This is a genomic window from Blautia sp. AF19-10LB, from assembly GCF_003461245.1.
GTDB classification, from domain to species: Bacteria; Bacillota; Clostridia; order Lachnospirales; family Lachnospiraceae; genus Blautia_A; species Blautia_A intestinihominis.
This window is the reverse complement of sequence record NZ_QTWS01000002.1, coordinates 76,279-97,836: the sequence shown is the minus strand read 5'-3', so window position 1 is coordinate 97,836 and position 21,558 is coordinate 76,279. Positions and strand designations below refer to the sequence as shown.

General features: G+C 46.6%; 19 protein-coding genes. 18 read left to right on the top strand and 1 reads right to left on the bottom strand.

The features are described from left to right. The first annotated feature begins 203 nt into the window (after nucleotides 1–203). The 14 genes from DWX28_RS02290 to thiI all read left to right on the top strand — a co-directional run bounded on the left by DWX28_RS02290 (nucleotide 204) and on the right by thiI (nucleotide 18,176). Nucleotides 204–1,655: an alanine/glycine:cation symporter family protein gene (locus tag DWX28_RS02290; protein ID WP_022213936.1), complete on the top strand. Its 1,452-nt coding sequence runs from the start codon at nucleotides 204–206 to the stop codon at nucleotides 1,653–1,655. Nucleotides 1,656–1,690: 35 nt separating this feature from the next. After that, on the top strand, nucleotides 1,691–3,292 hold the full coding sequence (locus DWX28_RS02285; protein WP_118251589.1) for an amidohydrolase: 1,602 nt from the start codon (nucleotides 1,691–1,693) through the stop codon (nucleotides 3,290–3,292). A gap of 2 nt (nucleotides 3,293–3,294) precedes the next feature. After that, a complete protein-coding gene (locus tag DWX28_RS02280; protein ID WP_118251587.1) occupies nucleotides 3,295–4,806 on the top strand; it encodes a CoA-transferase in 1,512 nt (503 codons plus the stop codon). Nucleotides 4,807–4,933: 127 nt separating this feature from the next. After that, nucleotides 4,934–5,266, top strand: coding sequence for a nucleotidyltransferase domain-containing protein (locus DWX28_RS02275; protein ID WP_118251584.1), 333 nt, complete (start codon nucleotides 4,934–4,936; stop codon nucleotides 5,264–5,266). A 241-nt stretch (nucleotides 5,267–5,507) separates the two neighbouring features. Then, nucleotides 5,508–7,508 carry an excinuclease ABC subunit UvrB gene (uvrB, locus tag DWX28_RS02270; protein ID WP_118251581.1) on the top strand — a complete coding sequence of 667 codons (2,001 nt, stop codon included), beginning with the start codon at nucleotides 5,508–5,510 and terminating at the stop codon, nucleotides 7,506–7,508. A 93-nt stretch (nucleotides 7,509–7,601) separates the two neighbouring features. Then, complete coding sequence (locus tag DWX28_RS02265; protein WP_022214188.1) at nucleotides 7,602–8,759, top strand: pyridoxal phosphate-dependent aminotransferase; 1,158 nt, start codon at nucleotides 7,602–7,604, stop codon at nucleotides 8,757–8,759. Between the two features lie 242 nt (nucleotides 8,760–9,001). Further along, nucleotides 9,002–10,054 (top strand): heat-inducible transcriptional repressor HrcA, encoded by a 1,053-nt coding sequence (gene hrcA, locus DWX28_RS02260; RefSeq protein WP_022214189.1) that lies wholly within the window; start codon nucleotides 9,002–9,004, stop codon nucleotides 10,052–10,054. A gap of 29 nt (nucleotides 10,055–10,083) precedes the next feature. After that, complete coding sequence (grpE, locus tag DWX28_RS02255) at nucleotides 10,084–10,716, top strand: nucleotide exchange factor GrpE (protein WP_022214190.1); 633 nt, start codon at nucleotides 10,084–10,086, stop codon at nucleotides 10,714–10,716. 39 nt (nucleotides 10,717–10,755) lie between these two features. Then, complete coding sequence (dnaK, locus tag DWX28_RS02250; RefSeq protein WP_118251579.1) at nucleotides 10,756–12,627, top strand: molecular chaperone DnaK; 1,872 nt, start codon at nucleotides 10,756–10,758, stop codon at nucleotides 12,625–12,627. A gap of 129 nt (nucleotides 12,628–12,756) precedes the next feature. Then, nucleotides 12,757–13,941: a molecular chaperone DnaJ gene (dnaJ, locus tag DWX28_RS02245; protein WP_022213538.1), complete on the top strand. Its 1,185-nt coding sequence runs from the start codon at nucleotides 12,757–12,759 to the stop codon at nucleotides 13,939–13,941. Nucleotides 13,942–14,090: 149 nt separating this feature from the next. Continuing rightward, on the top strand, nucleotides 14,091–15,044 hold the full coding sequence (gene prmA / locus DWX28_RS02240) for a 50S ribosomal protein L11 methyltransferase (RefSeq protein WP_022213537.1): 954 nt from the start codon (nucleotides 14,091–14,093) through the stop codon (nucleotides 15,042–15,044). A 4-nt stretch (nucleotides 15,045–15,048) separates the two neighbouring features. Then, nucleotides 15,049–15,792: a 16S rRNA (uracil(1498)-N(3))-methyltransferase gene (locus DWX28_RS02235; RefSeq protein ID WP_118251575.1), complete on the top strand. Its 744-nt coding sequence runs from the start codon at nucleotides 15,049–15,051 to the stop codon at nucleotides 15,790–15,792. A gap of 27 nt (nucleotides 15,793–15,819) precedes the next feature. Beyond that, the gene (locus tag DWX28_RS02230; protein WP_118251568.1) at nucleotides 15,820–16,974 is read left to right on the top strand and encodes a cysteine desulfurase family protein; all 1,155 of its coding nucleotides are present in this window, start codon (nucleotides 15,820–15,822) and stop codon (nucleotides 16,972–16,974) included. A gap of 14 nt (nucleotides 16,975–16,988) precedes the next feature. Next, nucleotides 16,989–18,176 (top strand): tRNA uracil 4-sulfurtransferase ThiI, encoded by a 1,188-nt coding sequence (gene thiI / locus DWX28_RS02225; protein WP_118251566.1) that lies wholly within the window; start codon nucleotides 16,989–16,991, stop codon nucleotides 18,174–18,176. A gap of 92 nt (nucleotides 18,177–18,268) precedes the next feature. On the opposite strand, the gene DWX28_RS02220 is transcribed toward thiI, so the two are convergent. Next, entirely contained in the window at nucleotides 18,269–18,505 is a 237-nt protein-coding gene (locus tag DWX28_RS02220; RefSeq protein ID WP_022213533.1) for an HPr family phosphocarrier protein, read from the bottom strand. 296 nt (nucleotides 18,506–18,801) lie between these two features. On the opposite strand from DWX28_RS02220, the gene mtaB reads away from it, so the two are divergent. The 4 genes from mtaB to DWX28_RS02200 are packed head-to-tail and all read left to right on the top strand — an operon-like array spanning nucleotide 18,802 to nucleotide 21,137. Further along, entirely contained in the window at nucleotides 18,802–20,133 is a 1,332-nt protein-coding gene (gene mtaB / locus DWX28_RS02215; RefSeq protein ID WP_118251564.1) for a tRNA (N(6)-L-threonylcarbamoyladenosine(37)-C(2))-methylthiotransferase MtaB, read from the top strand. A gap of 36 nt (nucleotides 20,134–20,169) precedes the next feature. Next, the gene (locus DWX28_RS02210) at nucleotides 20,170–20,442 is read left to right on the top strand and encodes an IreB family regulatory phosphoprotein (protein ID WP_118251561.1); all 273 of its coding nucleotides are present in this window, start codon (nucleotides 20,170–20,172) and stop codon (nucleotides 20,440–20,442) included. 1 nt (nucleotide 20,443) lies between these two features. Next, nucleotides 20,444–20,869 carry a Holliday junction resolvase RuvX gene (ruvX, locus tag DWX28_RS02205; RefSeq protein ID WP_022213530.1) on the top strand — a complete coding sequence of 142 codons (426 nt, stop codon included), beginning with the start codon at nucleotides 20,444–20,446 and terminating at the stop codon, nucleotides 20,867–20,869. A gap of 10 nt (nucleotides 20,870–20,879) precedes the next feature. Then, the gene (locus DWX28_RS02200; protein WP_118251559.1) at nucleotides 20,880–21,137 is read left to right on the top strand and encodes a DUF1292 domain-containing protein; all 258 of its coding nucleotides are present in this window, start codon (nucleotides 20,880–20,882) and stop codon (nucleotides 21,135–21,137) included. Nucleotides 21,138–21,558 lie beyond the last annotated feature (421 nt).

Here is a 21,558-nt window from a genome sequence, read left to right as displayed (position 1 = left end):
TGAGTGTCCCCGGTGGCTTTACAATAATAATCAAGTACAGAGCAGTTTCGCAGACTGCTCTGTGTTTTTTTGCATATATCTAAAAATATTTTAGGAAAATGCCGCTTTAGCGTAGAAATAAAGAAAAGTATATGCTATACTGAAACGAATAAAAATGAGGGGCAATGCATTTTTATGCAAAACAAAAGAAAAGGAGAGAGGGAATGTTTGCATTATTCGAAAACTTAACAAACTGGTTATGGGGGCTGCCATTATTGATCACAATTCTGGTAACAGGAATCTATCTGACGATCCGCTCCGGATTTTTCCAGTTCCGTCACTTTGGACATATCATCAAAAATATGTTCAGCAAAGAACGTCGTGAGGAAGGTGGAGACGACGGCAAGAGTCTGACGCCATTTCAGGCGATTTCCATCGCGATCGGAGGAACCGTTGGTGTATCCAATATGTCCGGTGTTGCAACCGCGATCGCAACAGGAGGTCCTGGTGCACTGTTCTGGCTGTGGGTTGCTGCACTCCTTGCCATGGTCATCAAAATGACAGAGGTAACTCTGGCTGTCTACTACAGAGAAAAACAGCCAAACGGCGAATATCTCGGTGGACCGACCTACTATATGCAGAAAGGTCTGGGCGATGAGAAGAAGCTTCCGTTCTGGAAGATCTTTGCGGTATTATTCGGTGGATGTATCTTTATGACATGGTTTATCACTCTTCAGAACTATACGGTATCTGAGGCAGTTGGAAGTACCTTCAAACTTCCATACATCGTACCGTCTCTGTTGTACGTACTTGCAATCTATGTGATCATCATTGGCGGTGTAAAGAAGGTCGGCGTGATCTCCTCTTATATGACACCAATCATGTGTCTGCTTTATATCCTGGGATCACTTTTTATCCTGCTCACAAACTTTGAACAGCTGCCGGCAGCATTCAGCATGATCTTCAAAGGTGCATTTACCACACAGGCTGCTGTCGGTGGCTTTTTGGGAGCTGGTGTTGCAACCTGTATGCGTCTTGGTTTTGCCCGTTCTGTATACAGCAATGAGGCTGGATGGGGAACTTCTCCGATGATCCACGCTTCCGCGAAGACAGACCACCCGGTAAAACAGGGTCTGATGGGAGCATTTGAAGTATTTGCAGATACCATCGTTGTCTGCTCTATGACAGGACTTGTTGTTATCGTGACAGGTTACTGGAATTCAGGACTTCAGGGTTCCGAACTTACTCTGACTGCATTTGAATCCGGCATGGGCTCTGTGGCACGTGCACTGATTGCACTCAGCATCTTCCTGTTTGGCCTGACCACTTCTACAGGATGGTTTACATACTATAGTGTCATCCTGAAACACTGGCTCAAGGGAAATCAGAAAGTCCTCAAGGTTGCAGAAAAAGTATTTATTTTCGGAACTCCGTTATGGGGGCTGCTTGTAACTGTACTGACTCTCTATGGAAACGGAACACCGGCACAGCTCTGGGTGATCGCAGATTTCACGACCGTATTCCCGACATTCGTAAACGTAGCGACTCTGTTTCTCTTAAGCGGAACCTTTATCAAATTGCTTAAGGATTATAAGGCACGTTACATGGGAATTGGAGAGGTAGACAAAGATCTTGCGCTTTTTTACGAGGATAAAAAGGCAAAAGAAAACAAATGATTTACCAGAAATAATTCATAAAGGATGAAGAAGCAGTGGATAAGATTTTTTTTAACGGACGAATCCGTACATTAGATGATGCCGACCACGTAGCAGAAGCGGTTGGCGTGGAAAATGGCAAAATTGTTTTTGTAGGAACCAACGAAGAGGCAGAGAAGATCGCCTGTGAAGAGAAAGTTGACCTTGGCGACAGACTGCTTCTTCCGGGATTTGTGGACACGCATCTGCACATGCTGCATTATGCATTTGTAGAGCGTTCCGTCAAACTGTTTGACTGCACCAGCGTGGAAGAAATGCTGGACGCAGCGAAGAAGCGTATCGAGGAGCATGCGGGCAAACCGCTGACCTGGCTTTACTGCCGAGGATGGAACGAAGAACATTTTGCGGAGCCGAGATATCCGCACAAGGATGAGCTGGATGCCCTGTCCACAGAAATTCCGATCATCATGGTCAGAGTCTGTGGACATGTAGGTGTCTGCAACAGCCGCGGTCTGGAACTGCTTAAGACGATTCCGCAGTTCTCTGAGATCGAGAAGGATGTTGATCTGGAAACAGGTCTGATCAAGGAAAATGCTGTACAGTTTTACTATTCTCTGCTTGACACCCCGTCACAGGAAGAAGTAGAAAACTACATTACCTACAGCGCAAAAAAACTGAACGAATGCGGCTTTACCGGTGTACAGTCTGACGACCTCGCAGCACTTCCGGGCAAAAACTGGAAGCGTATCATGAATGCCTACAAAGCACTGGATGCGAGAGGCGAGCTGAATGTCCGCCATTATGAGCAGTGCCTGTTTGAGCGTTTTGATGACGCCAAGGCATTTGTGGAAGAGGGATATCGTACTGGTCAGAGGGGCAATCATTTTACGATCGGGCCGATGAAGCTCATTCAGGATGGTTCTCTTGGTGCGAGAACTGCAGCGATGAACGAGCCATATGAGGACAGCCCTGGAAACTGCGGGAACATTATCTTCACGCAGGAAGAACTGGATGAGTTGTTCGCATTTTTTGACCAGCATCAGATGCAGGCGGCAGTACACTGCATTGGCGACCGTGCGATGGATATGGTGATCGAGGCGATCGCGAAATCTCCATACCGTAAGGATAACGCCAAGGGCAGACATGGAATCGTCCACTGTCAGATCACAAACCCGCGGATCCTGCGAGCAATGAAAGAAAACGACATTCTGGCATACATTCAGCCTGTATTTGTCGATCTTGATATGAATACCGTAGAACCGGCGATCGGAACACATCGTATGGAAGGTATTTATGCATGGAAGACCATGCTGGATCTCGGCATCCATGCATCCGGCGGCTCTGATGCACCGGTGGTAAGTTTCGATGCAATGGAAAACATCTATTTTGCCGTGACCCGCAAGAATATAAACGGCGAGCCGAAAGAGGGCTGGATCCCGTCGGAACGCCTGACAGTAGATGAGGCAGTGAAACTTTTTACAAAATATGCTGCTTATGCGTCGTACACAGAGGATGAGAACGGTACGATCGAGACTGGAAAGAACGCGGATTTTGTTGTGCTTGAGAAAGACCTCTATGAGATCGACCCGGATGAGATCAAGACCACGAAGGTGGATATGACGATCCTTGGCGGCGAGACCGTATTTGAGAGGAAATAAGTATGTATGAGATTATGAATGCAGATGAAGCCATCCGTCTGATCCGGGACGGGGACTGTATCTGCGTGAATTCATTTGTAGGGATCGAAAACCCGACTGAACTCCACGAGGCATTATACCGAAGATATCAGAAAATGCAGTCGCCGACGCATCTGACGATCGTATCCAGTGCCGGATTTGGTGTCTGGGATGACGAACATAATGCGGAAGGATATATTCGGGAAGGTGCGGTGGACAAGCTGATCTGCGGTCATTTTGGCGCGATGATGAGCACCAAAAAACTGGTGCTGGAGGACAGATTTGAGGCGTATAATCTGCCGCTTGGGTGTATTTCTCATGCAATCCGTGCACAGGCAGGCGGTCTTCCGGGAGCTTTGTCCAAAGTCGGACTGGATATTTTTGTTGATCCGAGGAGAGAAGGACCGGGGATCAACAGAATTTCCATCGATGATTCACTGGTGAAGCATGTGGAAGTGGATGGGGATGAATTTCTTTATTATAAACTTCCAAAGATCACGATTGCCATGATCAAGGGAACTGCTGCAGACAGAAAAGGAAATATCACCTTTGATGATATGTTCATGTCCGGCGACGCACTGTCCATCTGTCAGGCGGTCAAAGCAAACCGTGGAAAGGTCATCGTACAGGTGGATCGTCTCGTAGACACGCCGTCCCGTCCGCGTAACGCCATCATTCCGGGCTGTCTGGTCGATGCGATCGTTGTGGCAGAGCCGGAGGAGCGAAATGAAGCATACACGGCACTTACCGGAAGTTTTGAGATCCCGTACAAAGAATGGCATACCTGGAATGAGAAGATCAATGACCTCTCCCAGAAGCAGCGTAAAAACAACGTTCCGGCAAATATCATAGGAAAAAGAGCCGCTAAAGAGCTGCGAGTGGATGATATTGTAAACATAGGAATCGGAATTCCGGAAATGGTATCCAGATATGCGCGAAAGAGCGGGATGCTCGATATGATCACGCTCACGGTGGAGTCCGGAGGAATCGGGGGATTTCCTGTTTCGGGCGAAGCATTTGGGGCAATGATTGGTGCCGCTTCCGTTTATGATATGGCAAACCAGTTTGACCTGTACGACAACGGTGGGCTGGATATCTGCTTTATGGGCGGTTTGGAGGCAGACCGTTACGGAAATATCAATGCCCACAGAGGAACAGGGGCCTTTGCAGGCATCGGTGGCTTTGCCAATATCACAGCCAAGACCCCAACCGTAGTTTTCTGCATGACTTTCAACGCCAAAGGTCTGGAAGCCACCCAGGAAAAGGGTGTCGTAACCATCCACAAAGAAGGCGAGATCCCTAAATTTGTAGAGAACGTCTCAAGCATCAGCTTCTCCGCAAAACGCGCGATCGAAAACGGCCAGAAAGTCCTCTACGTAACAGAACGCTGCGTCTTCCGCCTCACCCCCAAAGGCCTGAAATTGATCGAAGTCTACCCGGGAGTGGATATGCAGAAAGACATCCTCGATCGGCTGCCGTTTGAGGTGGAGGTCTGATAGAATAGAACTTATAAAAAGTACAGAACAAATATTCGCTTGTTCTGTACTTCTTTTATGTGAAATGATATACTAAAAATAGCAATGATGGACACAATTGAGGTAGATGAGAAGTGAGGTGAGATGTATGTCAAAGCTTATGCAGGATTTAATTGAAGAATATGTGGAGGCTATCAAAAAGATTTATGGCTCTCATGTACGCCAGATAATCCTTTATGGTTCTTATGCAAGGGGTGACTTCCGTCCGGATTCTGATGTGGATATTATGATTCTGGTGGATATGTCTGACCTGGAATTAAAGGCATATGCGCAGCAGCTATCCTATATGACGTATGATTTCAATATGGACAATGATCTGGATATCAAACCTATTGCAAAAAGTGAAGCACATTTCGACAAATGGATTGTGAATTATCCATTTTATTCCAATATTCACAAAGAAGGAGTAAAGTATCAATAGTCCATCCAAATGGAATCTCTTTTTTGAGAACTTCATTGTATAATAAGGCTCCACCTGAAGTTTTATATGGATTTCCGTTTCCATCAGGAAACTCAAATTGTACAAACCAATAGTCGTAGATGGTCTTTGCCATCTCCTCTAAATAATCATTTATGTGAGAAATATTTGGAAACACAAATGCAATAGAATTGCAAAAAGAATAGCATTGAACTTTTTCAACATACAACCAGGAGGTGCTTTTGTGCAAAATTCACAACAAATCTTCAAACTACACTCCGAATATCACCCCACCGGCGATCAGCCGCAGGCAATCGAGCAGCTAGTCAAGGGCTTCAAGGAAGGTAACCAGTTCGAGACTTTGCTTGGTGTCACCGGCTCCGGTAAGACCTTCACGATGGCGAATGTCATCGCCCAGCTCAACAAACCAACCCTGGTACTTGCGCACAATAAAACACTGGCAGCGCAGCTTTACGGCGAGATGAAGGAATTCTTCCCTGAGAACGCAGTAGAATACTTTGTCTCCTATTATGATTACTACCAGCCAGAAGCATACGTCCCATCTACCGACACCTATATAGCAAAGGACGCTTCCACTAACGACGAGATCGATAAGCTCCGCCTCTCTGCAACGGCGGCACTCTGCGAGCGCAAAGACGTCATAGTGGTTTCCTCTGTATCCTGCATCTACGGTCTGGGTGCACCGGAAGAATTTTTTGATATGATGATCTCTCTGCGCCCGGGGATGGAGAAGGACAGGGATGATGTGATCAAAGAACTGATCGATATCCAGTATAACCGCAACGAGATGGATTTCCATCGAGGTACTTTTCGCGTGCGGGGCGATGTGCTGGAGATTTTTCCTGCCAACTACTCAGACCGCGCGATCCGCGTAGAATTCTTCGGAGATGAGATTGACCGCATCACAGAAGTAGATGTTCTGACAGGTGAGATCCACAATGAACTGAAGCATGCTGCGATTTTCCCTGCATCCCATTACGTTGTTCCACAGGAAAAAATCCAGAAAGCAGCCGATGCGATCCTGGAAGAAATGAAAGAACAGGTTTCCTATTTCAAGAGCGAGGATAAGCTGATTGAAGCGCAGCGTATCGCCGAGCGTACCAACTTCGATGTAGAAATGATGAAAGAAACCGGCTTCTGTTCCGGAATCGAGAACTACTCGAGACACCTTACCGGGCTTGCACCGGGCCAGCCGCCATATACCCTGATGGACTACTTTAAGGATGATTTTCTTCTTATTATAGATGAGTCCCACAAAACAGTCTCTCAGGTCGGTGGAATGTACGCCGGAGACCAAAGCCGTAAGCAGACGCTTGTCGACTACGGTTTCCGCCTGCCATCTGCCAAGGACAACCGCCCGTTAAGCTTCGATGAGTTCGAAAACAAACTCGACCAGGTCCTGTTTGTCTCTGCAACACCGGGACAGTATGAGGCAGAGCACGAACTTCTCCGTGCAGAACAGATCATCCGTCCGACAGGACTTCTCGATCCGAAGGTAGAAGTCCGCCCGGTCGAAGGACAGATCGACGATCTGATCAGCGAAGTAAACAAAGAAGTGGACAAGGGCCACAAGATCCTGATCACGACCCTGACCAAACGAATGGCAGAAGACCTGACAGAATATATGAAGGATGTAGGTATCCGTGTGCGTTACCTTCATTCCGACATTGACACGCTGGAACGTGCGGAGATCATCCGCGATATGCGACTGGATGTCTTTGACGTACTTGTCGGAATCAACCTTCTCCGAGAGGGCCTTGACATCCCGGAGATCACACTGGTTGCAATCCTCGATGCAGACAAAGAAGGTTTCCTCCGTTCAGAAGTTTCCCTGATCCAGACGATCGGCCGAGCCGCCCGAAACAGCGAAGGTCACGTTATCATGTACGCAGATGTCATGACCGATTCCATGCGAAAAGCCATCCAGGAGACCGAGCGAAGAAGAAGCATCCAGGAAGCCTACAACAAAGAAAATGGAATCACGCCGACCACAATTAAGAAAGCAGTCCGCGACCTGATCACAGTTTCCAAGGCAGTTGCTGAGACCGAAGCGAAACTCAAGAAAGATCCGGAGTCCATGAACCGCAAAGAACTTACCAAGCTGATTACCAAAGTCGAGAAGCAGATGCGCGAAGCAGCAGCAAGCCTGAACTTCGAACAGGCAGCAGAACTCCGTGACAAGATGATCGAACTTAAGAAAAATCTGGAAGAATTGGATGACTAGTGTACTTTACTCTTGTACAGTAATGGAGAGAGTGCTACAATAGAACGAACGGCAGGTATGATGCTTGAACAGAAACGAAAGAGGTAAATCGATATGCAGTTTTCCAAGAGATTAGACAGATTTGGAGAAGAAATCTTTGCAGCCCTGAATAACAGACGTATGGAACTGGAAGCACAGGGTATGAAAATTTATAATATGAGTGTGGGAACGCCGGACTTCAAAACACCGGAACACATCAAGAAAGCTCTGGCAGAGGCGGCCATGGATGACAATAACTGGAAATACAGTCTCAGGGATCTCCCGGAACTTCTGGAAGCAGTCTGTGACTATTATAAGAAACGTTTTGACGTAGAGCTGACACCGGACATGGTCATGACCGTTTACGGCAGCCAGGAAGGAATGGGACATCTTGGAATGGCACTCTGCGATGAGGGAGATGTTGTCCTTCTTCCGGATCCATGCTATCCGGTATTTGCAGCAGGAAGCCTGATGGCAGGGGCAGAGCCATACTACTACCCGCTTGTCGCAGAGCACGATTTTCTTCCATATGTAAAGGATATCCCGGAGGAAGTAGCACGCAAAGCCAAATACATGGTAGTTTCTCTGCCATCCAACCCGGTAGGAAGCATTGCCACACCAGGACTTTACGAAGAGATCGTAGCATTTGCGAAGAAATATGATATCCTGATTATCCATGATAATGCATACAGCGATATCATCTTTGACGGAGCACATGGTGGAAGTTTCCTCGCAACAGAAGGAGCAAAGGAGATCGGTGTAGAATTCTTCAGCCTTTCCAAGTCCTTTAATGTAACAGGCGCAAGGATCAGTTTTCTCGTAGGCCGCCCGGATGTGATCGCGGCACTCCGCAAACTCAGAAGCCAGATTGATTTCGGAATGTTCCTTCCGATCCAGAAAGCAGCGATCGCGGCACTCAAAGGACCTCTTGAAAGCGTTCAGGAGCAGTGTCAGATGTATCAGGAGAGAAGGGATGCACTCTGCAATGGCCTCCGCGAGATCGGCTGGGACCTTCCAAATGGCAAGGGAACGATGTTCGTCTGGGCAAGGATCCCGGGAGGACGTACAGACAGCATGGCATTCTGTATGGAACTGATGGAAAAAGCCGGCGTCATCGTGACACCAGGAGCAAGCTTTGGCCCGCACGGAGAAGGATATGTACGTTTTGCGCTGGTACTCCCTCCGGAGAAAATCAAAGAAGTAGTAGAAGCAATCCGCAGAAGCGGTCTGTAAAGTAAAACAGATATATCATAATACAGGAAGATTAAGAGAATCACAGTGTCGAACACAGAGAAGGTCCTGCCAGAATTGTCGGAGTTTCCCTATCTGTGTCGGAACTGTGATTTTTATGTTTTTTTCAAAAAATTCGTAATTATCTGTTGACAAATAATAACGACAGTGCTATCTTAACACTATAGATGTTAGCACTCCTTAATGATGAGTGCTAACAGACTAAACGGAAAGGAGCTGGGAACATGGATGAACAACTGACAGATCGTAAGAAACGGATTCTCAAGGCGATCATCAGGACATACATGGAGACAGGCGAACCAGTAGGATCCAGGACGATTTCCAAGGACAAGGATCTGAATGTCAGCTCAGCAACAATCCGGAACGAGATGTCTGATCTGACAGACATGGGATATATCGTTCAGCCACATACATCGGCAGGAAGAATACCTTCTGATAAGGGCTACAGGCTTTATGTGGATGAACTGATGCGGGAGAAGGAAGACGAGATTGCAGAGATCCGTAATCTGATGATCGAGAAGACAGATAAGATGGAGAAAGTGCTTAAGAATGTAGCACGTGTCCTCGCCTCGAACACCAATTACGCAACGATGGTTTCGGTTCCTCAGTACAGCGGAAGCAAACTGAAATTTATTCAGTTATCCCGTGTCAATGAATTGCAGCTGGTAGCAGTTGTTGTATGCGAAGGCAACGTCATCCGAAATCAGATCATCGATCTGGATGAAGAGATGGACGATGAGACGATCCTGAAGCTGAACCTGCTTCTGAATACCAATCTGAACGGACTGCCGATCCAGGATATCAATCTTGGAATGATCGCCAGACTTAAGGAACAGGCAGGTATTCACAGTAAGCTGGTGGCCAAGGTGCTGGATGCAGTGGCAGCTACGATTCATGTGGATGAGGACGACATGGAAATCTATACGTCAGGAGCCACGAACTTCTTCAAGTATCCGGAGTTATCGGATACGACGAGAGCAACCGGACTGATCTCCACTTTCGAGGAGAAGCAGCAGCTGGTAGATCTGGTCAAGGAGCGGATGGCAGATGACAATACCGGAGTTCAGGTGTACATCGGAGACGAACTTCCGATCTCGACCATGAAGGATTGCAGCGTTGTAACCGCAACCTATGAACTGGGAGAGGGAATGCATGGAACGATCGGTATTGTAGGACCGAAGCGAATGGATTACGAGAATGTAGTAAATAGCTTGAAGACCCTCAAGGTCGAACTTGATCAGGTTTTCATAAAAAATAAAAGCAATGAAGACGGCTAGCAGCCAGGCAGAAAGGCGGTAAAACAAAGGTGTCAGAAGAAAATAAAAACACGGCAAATGAGCAGGAAGAAACAGAGAAAGACATTCCGGAAACAGAAACTGTGAACGAGCCGACAGAAGAATCGCCGGAAGCAACGGCAGGACAGGACGCAGAAGCGGAGAAAGCCCCTGAGGCAGACGACGATAAAGAAACCAAATCCAAAACATCTTTCTTCGGCAAGAAGAAAAAAGACAATAAATTAGAACAGCAGATCGAAGAACTGACAGACAGACTGAAACGTAACATGGCTGAGTTCGATAACTTCCGTAAACGTACAGAGAAAGAGAAATCCAGCATGTATGTGATCGGAGCAAAGGACATCATCGAGAAGATCCTTCCGGTTGTGGATAATTTTGAGAGAGGACTTGCACAGGCACCACAGGATGATCCGTTTGCTGATGGAATGGAGAAGATCTACAAACAGCTTACCACCACAATGGAAGGCATGGGAGTAGAACCGATCGAAGCAGTCGGCAAGGAATTCAATCCAGATTTCCACAACGCAGTCATGCATGTGGAGGATGAATCTGTCGGAGAGAACATTGTTGTAGAGGAACTTCAGAAAGGTTACACCTATAAAGGATTCGTAGTTCGTCACAGCATGGTTAAAGTGGCTAATTAATATTTCATATATTTAGATATTTATCAGGAGGAATTTATCATGGGAAAAATCATTGGTATTGACTTAGGTACAACAAACAGTTGTGTAGCCGTAATGGAAGGTGGACAGCCGACCGTTATCGCTAATACAGAAGGTGCAAGAACAACACCATCCGTAGTTGCTTTCACAAAAACAGGAGAACGTCTTGTAGGTGAGCCTGCAAAACGTCAGGCAGTAACAAACGCTGACAGAACAATCTCCTCCATCAAGAGAGAGATGGGTACAGATTACCGTGTAACTATCGACGAGAAGAAATATTCTCCACAGGAAATCTCCGCTATGATCCTTCAGAAACTGAAAAAAGACGCAGAAGGATACCTTGGAGAAACTGTTTCAGAAGCAGTTATCACAGTTCCGGCTTACTTCAACGATGCTCAGCGTCAGGCAACCAAAGATGCTGGTAAGATCGCAGGTCTTGATGTAAAACGTATCATCAACGAGCCTACAGCAGCAGCTCTTGCATATGGTCTTGACAACGAGAAAGAGCAGAAGATCATGGTTTACGACTTAGGTGGTGGTACATTCGACGTATCCGTTATCGAGATCGGTGATGGTGTCATCGAAGTTCTTTCCACAGCTGGTAACAACCGTCTTGGTGGTGATGACTTCGACCAGAAAATTACAGACTGGATGATCGAGGAATTCAAGAAAGCAGAAGGCGTAGACTTGAGTGCAGATAAGATGGCTCTTCAGAGACTGAAAGAAGCAGCAGAGAAAGCTAAAAAAGAACTTTCTTCCGCAACAACAACAAACATCAACCTTCCGTTCATCACTGCAACAGCAGAAGGACCGAAGCATTTCGATATGAACCTTACAAGAGCTAAATTCGATGAGCTGACACATGACCTGGTAGAGAAGACAGCAGAGCCGGTTCGCCGTGCACTGTCTGATGCAGGAATCACAGCTTCCGAACTTGGTCAGGTACTTCTGGTAGGTGGATCTACACGTATCCCGGCTGTACAGGACAAAGTAAAACAGCTCACAGGCAAAGAGCCAAGCAAATCCCTGAACCCGGATGAATGTGTTGCACTTGGTGCTTCCGTACAGGGTGGTAAACTTGCAGGTGATGCAGGTGCCGGCGATATCCTTCTTCTGGATGTTACTCCGCTGTCACTGTCCATCGAGACAATGGGTGGTATCGCAACTCGTCTGATCGAGAGAAATACAACTATCCCGACCAAGAAGAGCCAGATCTTCTCCACAGCAGCAGACAACCAGACAGCTGTAGATATCAACGTTGTACAGGGTGAGCGTCAGTTCGCAAAAGACAACAAATCCCTCGGACAGTTCCGTCTGGATGGAATCCCGCCAGCACGTCGTGGTGTTCCGCAGATCGAGGTTACATTTGATATCGATGCCAACGGTATCGTAAATGTATCTGCTAAGGACCTTGGAACAGGTAAAGAGCAGCACATCACAATCACAGCAGGTTCCAACATGTCTGATTCCGAGATCGACAAAGCAGTCAAAGAAGCTGCTGAGTTCGAAGCTCAGGATAAGAAACGTAAAGAGGGAATCGACACAAGAAACAACGCAGACTCCATGGTATTCCAGGTTGAGAATGCACTCAAAGAAGCTGGCGACAAGATCGACGCTAACGACAAAGCAGCAGTTGAGGCAGACCTGAACGCACTCAAAGATCTGCTTGCTCAGACAGCAAACGCAGAACTGACAGATGCTCAGATCGCAGACATCAAAGCAGCTCAGGAAAAGATGATGGAAAGTGCTCAGAAGCTTTTCGCTAAAATGTATGAGCAGACACAGCAGGCAGGCGGCCAGGCTGGTCCGAACCCGGGAGCAGGCGCAGCTCAGGGCGGAAATGAAGCAGGCTATGGCGATGATGTTGTAGACGCTGACTACAAAGAAGTCTAAATAAAAGTTACTGAGAACCAGACAGTAAAGTAAAAACAATAAGCCTCCGGCGCACACATTCCGTCTGCGCGGGAGGCATCTTGGATATAAGAAAAATAAAACTAATAACACATATAGGAAAGAGAAAAGATGGCTGATAAAAGAGATTACTATGAGGTCCTGGGTGTCAGCAAGACTGCCAGTGAATCAGAACTGAAGAGCGCATACCGAAAATTAGCCAAGAAATATCACCCGGACGTAAACCCGGGAGATAAAGAAGCAGAGGCCAAATTCAAAGAAGCAACAGAAGCATACAGTGTCTTAAGTGATGCAGACAAACGTAGACAGTACGACCAGTTTGGTCACGCTGCATTTGAGCAGGGCGGCGGTGGAGCCGGCGGCTACGGTGGATTTGGCGGTTTCGATGGCGCAGATATGGGAGATATTTTTGGAGACATTTTCGGAGATCTGTTTGGAGGCGGCGGAAGACGCCGTGCCAACAACGGACCGATGAAAGGTGCCAATTTACGTGCCCGTGTAAATATTACTTTTGAAGAAGCTGTATTCGGCTGTGACAAAGAACTGGAGATCGTGCTTAAGGACGAATGTACCACCTGTCATGGAACAGGAGCAAAACCAGGAACACAGCCAACTACCTGTCCGAAATGTAAAGGAGAAGGTCAGATCGTCTATACACAGCAGTCCATGTTTGGTATGGTCCGTAATGTACAGACCTGTCCGGACTGTAACGGATCTGGTAAGATCATCAAGGATAAATGCAGTGCCTGCCATGGAACAGGATATACTTCCGCACGTAAGAAGATCCAGGTTTCCATCCCGGCCGGTATCGACAACGGACAGAGCATCCGTATCCGTGATAAGGGTGAACCAGGAACCAATGGCGGACCGAGAGGCGACCTTCTCGTAGAAGTAAATGTAGCACGTCACCCGATCTTCCAGAGACAGGATATGAATATCTTCTCTACCGCACCGCTGACTTATGCACAGGCAGCACTGGGTGGTGAGATCCATATAAATACTGTTGATGGTGACGTTGTATACGAAGTAAAACCAGGAACACAGACCGACACACGTATCCGTCTCAAGGGTAAGGGTGTTCCATCCCTGAGAAACAAGAATGTCCGTGGTGACCACTACGTTACCCTGATCGTTCAGGTTCCGACCAAACTCAATGAGGAAGCCAAAGAAGCACTCCGCAAGTTCGACGAAGCCTGCGGAAACGTCAACCTCGATGAGAAAAAAGGCGGTTCCGAGAAATCCGAAAAGAAGAAAAAGAGTTTTATGGATAAACTCAAAGAAACTTTTGAGGACTAAAAAGTTTAAGGAAAAGAGGGTTTCCCTCTTTTCTTTTTTTGTGGTTTCATGTATATTAGATACCAGGGTTAAAAGAACAAAAGCTTGCTGCGGAACAATCCGTAAGTATCGTAAAATTGTCGCATATAATAGACAGGAGATTAAAATATATGAAGTGGAATCGTTTTACCATTAAAACAAAAACAGAAGCAGAGGACATGATCATCTGCACACTGGCAGAGATCGGCGTAGAGGGTGCTGAGATCCAGGACCATCAGCCGCTCACAGAAGAAGATAAAGCTCAGATGTTCGTTGATATCATGCCGGAAGGACCGGCAGATGACGGGATCGCATATCTGAATTTTTATCTGGAAGAAGATGCCGACAAGGAGAGCATTCTTCGTGATGTAAGAAACGCACTGGAAGAACTGCGTACTTTCATGGACATCGGAGAAGGCACGATCGAAGAATCCGAGACAGAAGATAAGGACTGGATCAACAACTGGAAAGAATTTTTCCATCAGTTCTATGTAGATGATATCCTGATCGTTCCATCCTGGGAAGAAGTCAAAGAAGAAGATAAGGACAAAATGATCCTTCACATTGACCCGGGTACAGCATTTGGAACCGGTATGCACGAGACAACACAGCTCGTGATCCGTCAGCTCAAGAAATATGTGACCCGCGGTGCAGAAATCCTCGATGTAGGAACAGGAAGCGGAATCCTTGGAATCACAGCCCTCAAACTCGGTGCAGGACATGTTGTCGGAACAGACCTTGATCCATGTGCAGTTTCTGCTGTACAGGATAACAAAGAAGCAAACCAGATCGAAGATGATTCTTTTGATATGATGATCGGAAACATCATCGATGACGTTGAAGTACAGAATGAAGTCGGATATGAGAGATACGATATCGTAGCTGCAAACATCCTTGCAGATGTTCTCGTTCCGCTGACCCCGGTCATCGTTCATCAGATGAAAAAAGGTGCATACTACATCACTTCCGGAATCCTTGATGTCAAGGAAGAAGTTGTCAGAGAAGCAGTAGAGAAGGCCGGTCTTACTCTGGTAGAAGTTACAAAGCAGGGCGAATGGGTCTGCGTAACTGCAAGAAAGGACTGATCTCATGCAGAGGTTTTTTGTAGAACCGCATCAGATTGATGAGGAAGCGCACCAGATCCATATCACAGGGACCGATGTGAACCATATCGCCAATGTCCTTCGTATGAAACAGGGAGAGGAACTGTGGATCAGCGACGGCGGCAAATGTGAATACCGCTGTACGATCGAGGCTTTTGAGCCGGACGAGGTGCTCCTTCACATCATTTATTCTCAGGAGCCGGATTATGAGCTCCCAAGCAGGATTTATCTGTTCCAGGGCCTGCCGAAAGCGGATAAGATGGAACTGATCATACAGAAAGCAGTCGAGCTTGGCGCATACGAAGTCATTCCGGTGGAGACCAGACGCTGTGTCGTCAAACTGGATGGCAAAAAGGCCGCCAAAAAAGTCGACCGCTGGCAGCAGATTGCAGAGAGCGCGGCGAAGCAGTCCAAGCGAATGCTGATCCCGCATGTACATGAGGTTATCACCTTTAAAGAAGCCCTGAAATATGCAGAATCCATGGATATCCGTCTGATCCCTTACGAACTTGCAAAGGGAATGCCAGAGACAAAGGAAATCCTTGCGGCGATAGAACCGGGACAGTCCATCGGGATCTTCATCGGACCGGAGGGCGGTTTCGAGGAAAAAGAAGTAGAAGCTGCGATCGAAGGAGGAGCGAAGCCGATCACCCTCGGACGACGGATCCTCCGCACAGAGACAGCAGGACTTGCGATTCTGTCTGTCCTCATGTTCCAGCTTGAAAATTAATACGGATACAATAATAAAGAGGAAATTATGGAAGTTTATTTTGATAATTCCGCCACCACCAGATGCTACGATTCCGTCAAAGACATCGTAGTAAAGACCATGACAGAGGACTTCGGAAATCCATCTGCCATGCATCTCAAGGGTGTAGATGCGGAGAAATATGTAAAAGAAGCAACAAAGACGATCGCCGGAATCCTGAAAGTACAGGAAAAAGAGATTCTGTTTACTTCCGGTGGTACAGAGTCTGACAACCTTGCACTCATTGGTGGTGCAATGGCAAACAAACGAAACGGAAACCACATCATCATCACATCTGTAGAGCATGCGGCGGTCAGCCAGCCGGCACTGTACCTTCAGGAGCAGGGATTTGAGATCACCTACCTCCCGGTAGACGCACAGGGCAGAGTGAAGATGGAAGCACTGGAAGCCGTTCTGAGACTAGACACGATCATGGTATCTACCATGCTTGTAAATAACGAAGTCGGTGCAGTGATGCCGGTCGAGGAGATCGCCAGGATGGTCCACGAAAAGAGCCCGAAGGCGCTCTATCACGTGGATGCGATCCAGGGATTCGGCAAATACCGCATCTATCCGAAAAAAATGGGGATCGACCTTCTCGCAGTCAGCGGACACAAGATCCACGGGCCGAAAGGAATCGGTTTCCTGTACATCAATGAGAAAGTCAAGATCATCCCGCAGATCCTTGGCGGCGGTCAGCAGAGTGGCATGCGTTCAGGAACCGACAACGTACCTGGGATCGCCGGACTTGGTGTGGCAGCCGGACAGATTTACAAGAATCTGGATGAGAATGTAGAGCATATGTATCAGCTCAAAGAGCACATTGCCGAGGGACTTTCCCAGATCGAAGACATCCGCATCAACGGAATGCCGCTCCGTGAGGGCGCACCGCAGATCTTAAGTATCAGCGTGATGGGCGTTCGAAGCGAAGTCCTGCTTCATTCCCTGGAAGATAAGGGAATCTACATTTCCGCAGGAAGCGCATGCTCCAGCCACAAGAGAAAACCAAGCGCAACTTTAAGTGCCATGGGAATGTCCAAGGACCAGATCGAAAGCACCGTCCGCTTAAGTTTCTGTGAAGAAAATACCATCGAAGAAGCAGACTATTTCCTGGAAACCATGAAAACTCTGGTTCCGATGCTCAGACGATATTCAAGAAAATAATCAGGAGGAACAGTATGATATTTCATGCATTTTTGATCAAATATGCAGAGATCGCCATCAAGGGAAAAAACAGATATCTTTTTGAAGATGCCCTTGTAAAGCAGATGAAACTGGCTCTGGAGCCGGTAGAAGGCGAATTTACAGTAACCAAGGAACAGGGCCAGGGCCGTGTATACGTGTTCTGTCCGGAGAAATATGATTTTGACGAGGCTGTGGAGGCTCTGCAGCGAGTATTTGGTATCGTAGGTATCAGCCCGGTCGTGATCTACGAAGATCAGGGATTTGACCAGATGGCAAAAGATGTCGTATCTTATATGGAAGCAAGATACCCGGGATATGCCGGAAGCTTCAAAGTCTACACAAGAAGAGCCAAGAAATCCTACCCGATCACTTCCATGGAAGTCAGCGCAGGAATCGGAGAAAAGATCCTGGATGCATTCCCGGAGGCATCTGTAGATGTACATCATCCGGAAATGACACTGTCCGTAGAGATCCGTGACAAGATCTATGTATATTCCGAGACTCTTCCAGGACCGGGAGGAATGCCGATCGGAACAAACGGCAAGGCAATGCTCCTTCTTTCCGGCGGTATCGACAGCCCTGTTGCCGGCTACATGATCGCAAAACGTGGTGTCAAGATCGAAGCCGTTTATTTTCACGCTCCGCCGTACACCAGCGAGCGTGCAAAACAGAAAGTTGTAGATCTTGCAAAACTGGTAGCACGCTACAGCGGACCGATCCGTCTGCACGTGGTCAATTTTACAGATATCCAGCTTTATATTTACGATCAGTGCCCGCATGAAGAACTGACGATCATCATGCGCCGTTACATGATGCGTATCGCAGAGCATTTTGCACGCAAGGATAAATGCCTTGGTCTGATCACAGGAGAGAGCATCGGACAGGTAGCGAGCCAGACTTTACAGAGTCTTGCTGCAACAGATGAGGCATGCGAGCTTCCTGTATACCGTCCGGTTATCGGATTTGACAAGGAGGAGATCGTTCAGATTTCCAGAAAGATCAACACATTCGAGACTTCTATCCAGCCGTTTGAAGACTGCTGTACGATTTTTGTTGCAAAACATCCTGTAACAAAACCAAACCTCAAAGTGATCCGCAGATCCGAGGAGAAACTGAACGAGAAGATCGACCAGCTGATGGAAGAAGCACTGGCCACAACAGAAATCATCGAAATCCAGTAAAAAAGCAAAATAAAAACAGCTTCATATGTGGTCACACAATGAAGCTGTTTTAAAATCTGGTATGTCCGGTCAGAAACCGGCACGATGCAGGATCACTCAATAACATATGGCTCAACAACAGCCAGGATTGTATCGAGAGCACTTCCCTCTGCGTGGATGTTCAGGTTGATCGGTTTGGAAAGATCCAGACTGAAGATACCCATGATAGATTTGGCATCGATCACATATCTTCCGGAAACCAGATCAAAATCGCAGTCGAATTTGCTGATCTCGTTCACAAATGCCTTCACTTTATCGATTGAGTTCAGAGAAATCTTTAATGTTTTCATTATGATAAATCCTCCTTTATTATTAGTAAAGTAACTGCTCACCGGTAGTATCCCGCGAGGTGTTTTGCCATGGATATGGCAAAATCCCGAGACATACAGGGCAAAATGCTATCACCGAAGGTGATGTGGAATGCATTTTGGCCAAGTTACTGCGAACAAAGTGAACAGTAACTCTTTCAAGAGTAATCTTACCTGTACCCCCTGAAAAAGTCAAGGGAAAATATAATGAAATTTCAATGAAAAACATAACAAAGTCTGAAAAAATAAAACAACTAAAAGAATGATCGAGGTAAAATATGAGTAAAAAAGTTGCCCTTCACAACCTGGGCTGCAAAGTAAATGCATACGAAGTAGAGGCCATGCAGCAGCTTCTGGAAAAAGCAGGATATGAGATCGTTCCTTTTGAAGAAGGGGCGGATATTTATCTGATCAATACCTGCACAGTCACCAATATCGCAGACCGTAAATCCAGACAGATGCTCCACAAAGCAAAAAAAATGAATCCGGATGCCATTGTCGTGGCAACAGGATGTTATGTCCAGACAGATACACAGAAACTGGAGGCGGACAGTGCTGTGGACCTGATCCTTGGAAACAACCAGAAAAAACAGATCGTAGAAGCTCTCGAGGAATACGAAAAAGAACATGCCAAGAAGGTAAAAGTCATCGAGATCAACAAGACAAAGGAATACGAGGACCTTTCCATCGGTTACACTGCAGAACATGTGCGTGCCTATATCAAAGTTCAGGACGGATGCAACCAGTTCTGTACTTACTGCATCATCCCTTATGCAAGAGGCCGTGTACGCAGCAGAAAGATCGCAGAGGTCCTTGAGGAAGTACGTACTCTTGCAGCAAGAGGTTACAAAGAAGTTGTTCTTACCGGGATTCATCTGAGCTCCTATGGACTGGATTTCCCGAAGGAAGAAAGAGAAAGCCTCCTGTCACTGATCCAGGCAGTACATGAAGTGGATGGGATTGCCCGGATCCGTCTGGGATCACTGGAACCACGTATCATCACGGAAGAATTCATGGAGGGGATCTCCGCTCTTCCGAAGGTATGCCCGCATTTCCATCTTTCCCTGCAGAGTGGTTGTGACAGGACCCTCAAGAATATGAACCGCAGATACAGCGCACCGGAATATGCAGAGAAATGCGAACTGATCCGCAGATTTTATCCGGCACCGGCACTGACAACAGATGTGATCGTAGGCTTCCCGATGGAGACAGAGGAAGATTTCGAAGATTCTTATGAATTTGTAAAAAATATTCATTTCTACGAGACACATATTTTTAAATATTCCAGAAGACAGGGAACCAAAGCCGCAGCTATGGATGGACAGCTTACAGAAGCAGTCAAGGCACAGCGAAGTGAAAAAATGCTGAAACTGCATGAGATTCGTGCAAAAGAATACGAAACCGCCATGATCGGCAGGACTCTGGAGCTACTCCTTGAAGAAGAAGTGGAGATCGGCGGTAAAACCTATTTTATGGCGCACAGCAAAGAATATGTACGTGCAGTCATCGAGAAGACGGATGTACATAAAGTCAACGATCTCGTAAAGGCAAAAGCAGTTGATTTTGCAGATGAGCATGTGCTTCTTGCAATTTGTGAAGATTTATATTAAAATAAAAAAGAAATCTTATTAAGGACGTGAGAGAAAATGGCAGAAAACAATTTAGGAAATACACAATATTTCAGAACCAAACCGGATCAGGAACTGGAAGTAAAGGAAGTCCTGGACCTGGTTTACAACGCAATGGATGAGAAGGGATATAATCCGGTCAATCAGATCGTAGGTTATATTATGTCCGGTGATCCGACTTACATCACCAGCCACAAAGGCGCCAGAAGCATGATCATGAAAGTTGAGAGAGATGAACTGGTAGAGGAACTGTTAAACGAGTATATCAAGAACAAATCCTGGGAACGTTAGTATGCGGATTCTTGGACTGGATTATGGATCTAAGACAGTCGGCGTGGCAGTCAGTGACCCTTTGGGACTGACTGCCCAAAGACTGGATACGATCTGGAGAAAACAGGAAAACAAGCTGCGTAAGACCCTTGCGAGCATTGAAGCTCTGGTAGAAGAATACGGTGTAGAGCGGATCGTGGTCGGTTATCCGAAGAACATGAATAACACCGTGGGGGAACGTGCAGAGAAAGCGCTGGAGTTTGGCGAGATGCTGAAGAGACGTACCGGGCTTGAGGTTGTCATGTGGGACGAAAGACTGACAACTGTAGAAGCAGATCGAACTCTCATGGAGGCGGGCGTGCGGAGAGAAAACCGTAAGCAGTATCTGGATGGACTTGCAGCAGTTTTTATTTTACAGGGATATCTTGATTCTCTGGTGATGAAATAAGGGTGACAAAATGGAAAAAATCAAATTTCAGTCTCCGGACGGAACAGTAGAAGAATTTTATATCGAAGAGCAGACGATGATAGGAGGAGTATCCTATCTTCTGGTATCAGACTCTATGGATGAGGAAGCAACTGCATATATCCTTAAGGATGTTTCTACAGGCACAGAGCCGGAAGCCTGCTATGAGATGGTAGAAGACGACGAAGAACTGCAGGCAGTTTATAAAGTTTTTGAGCAGATGCTTGATGACGTAGATCTTGAAATGTAAGCAAAATCAAAAATATAATCTGCGAAGCAAATTTGGAAGGAATGCCCACGGTATTCCTGCATTAGTGTGCACAAAATGCACGGAATAATATGGAGGTGCTTGATTGAAGAGTGAAAATAATGTAACTGAAAATACAGCCGAAGCAAAAGAAACTCAACGAAAATACAGTAGTTACGATAGAAGACCAAACGATAACAAAAGACCGACAAACAGAAAAAACAATTATCGTTACAATAAGCAACAGAGAAATAACAGACACAACGACAAAAACAGCGACAGAAACGACAACAGAAATGACAAGACAGACAGAAGCGAGCGGAACAGCAGATCTAATTTCAGAAGCGGTCAGTCCAAAGCACCGGTAAAAGCTGCTCTCAAGGCACCTGCCAAAGTCCAGAACAGAAATACAGGCAAGCGAGGA